Source organism: Nocardia sp. NPDC049707, from assembly GCF_040674855.1.
GTDB lineage: Bacteria > Actinomycetota > Actinomycetes > Mycobacteriales > Mycobacteriaceae > Nocardia.
On record NZ_JBFANN010000117.1, the window covers coordinates 1 to 1,960 of the forward strand.

General features: G+C 65.1%; 1 protein-coding gene. It reads right to left on the reverse strand.

The features are described 5' to 3' along the window. Window positions 1-131: 131 nt before the first annotated feature. The gene (gene moeZ, locus AB0J29_RS37150) at window positions 132-1,316 is read right to left on the reverse strand and encodes an adenylyltransferase/sulfurtransferase MoeZ (RefSeq protein WP_364796052.1); all 1,185 of its coding nucleotides are present in this window, start codon (window positions 1,314-1,316) and stop codon (window positions 132-134) included. Between the last annotated feature and the right edge of the window lie 644 nt (window positions 1,317-1,960).

Genomic DNA, 1,960 nt, shown 5'->3' on the forward strand with positions numbered 1-1,960 from the left:
CGTCGAGACTCGCGACTTCGTCGCATGCGCTTCGACGACTCGGACGCGAGACGGGCCGCGAACGGGTCGCTCGTAAGACTCGCTCCGTGGTGGTTACGCCGCGAAGCAACCTCTCGGCACGAGTACCCGGTCTAGTACACCGGCAGTGACTTGTCGACCTGATTCGCCCAGGCGACGATGCCGCCCTGTATGTGCGTGGCGTCGGAGAAACCGGCGTTCTTCAGGACCGCGAGGACCTCGGCCGAGCGGATACCGGTCTTGCAGTGCAATACGATCGGCCGGTTCTGCGGCAGATCCGACAGCGCCTCACCGGAGAGGAAGCGATCCTTCGGAATGAGTTTGGCGCCCTCGATGTGCACGATGTCCCATTCGACCGGCTCGCGCACGTCGATGAGCTCGATTTCCTTGCCCGCGTCGAGCAACTCTTTGAGCTCGCGCGCGGTGATGGTCGAGCCCGCGGCGGCGGCCTGGCCCTCCTCGGACACCACGCCGCAGAACGCCTCGTAATCGATCATTTCGGTGATCGGCTGACGCTCCGGATCGCGGCGCAGCTTGATGGTCCGATAGTTCATATCCAATGCGTCGTAGACCATGAGACGGCCGAGCAGCGGCTCACCGACGCCGGTGATCAGCTTGATCGCCTCGGTCACCATGATCGAACCGATGGACGCGCACAGCACACCGAGCACACCGCCCTCGGCGCAGGAGGGCACCATGCCGGGCGGCGGGGCCTCCGGGTAGAGGTCGCGGTAGTTGATGCCGCGGCCGTCTGGTGCGTCCTCCCAGAAGATCGAGACCTGCCCCTCGAAGCGGTAGATCGAGCCCCAGACGTACGGCTTGCCCGCCAGCACCGCGGCATCGTTGACCAGGTAGCGCGTGGCGAAGTTATCGGTGCCGTCGACGATCAGGTCGTATTCACCGAACAGTTCGACGGCGTTATCGGGCTCAAGGCGGATCTTGTGCAGCCGCACATCGATGCCGGAGTTGATCTCGAGAATGGAATCGCGCGCGCTATCGGCCTTCGGGCGGCCGATATCGGATTCCCCGTGGATGATCTGGCGCTGCAGATTGGAGGCGTCGACCTCGTCGAATTCGACAATGCCGAGCGTGCCGACACCGGCGGCGGCCAGATACAGCAGCGCGGGCGAGCCGAGCCCGCCTGCACCGATCACCAGCACCTTGGCGTTCTTCAGCCGCTTCTGCCCATCCACCCCCAGGTCCGGGATGATCAGATGACGGCTGTAGCGGGCGATCTCGTCCTTGGTCAGCTCCGCGGCCGGTTCGACCAGCGGCGGCAGGGACTTCGGTGATGACACGTCCAGGGCTCCTAGAATCAATTGGCCGATCGCACTGCGGTGGCTCAGCGCCTTAATAATCAACACCGACAATCGGGCCGTTCTTCCCGACCATGGTCTCGCATCAACGACCGAGCCCCGTAACCGACCCGCATAACTCGACCCGTACAACTCCCCCACCACGGAGCGAGTCTTACGAGCGGCCCATCTCGCGTCCGAGTCGCCAAAGCGCATGCGCCACACGCGCGGCACTCGACCATCCGACGCACGTGCACTCGGTCCTGAACCATCCGCACATCGCCGACCACCACGGAGCGAGTCTCACGGACAACCCGTTCGCGGCCCGTCTCGCGTCCGAGCCGTCGAAGCGCATACGCCACACGCGCGGGACCCGACCATCCGACGCGCGTGCACTCGGTCCTGAACCATCCGCACATCGCCGACCACCACGGAGCGAGTCTTACGAGCGACCCGTTCGCGGCCCGTCTCACGTACGAGTCACCGAGGCACATGCGCCGCACGCGCCAGTCTCAATGCGCGTGCACCAGGTGCCGAACGACCCGCCCTAACCGACCACAACGGAGCGAGTCTTACGAGCGACCGTTCGCGGCCCGTCTCGCGTCCGAGTCGTCGAAGCGCATGCGACGAAGTCGCGAGTCTCGACG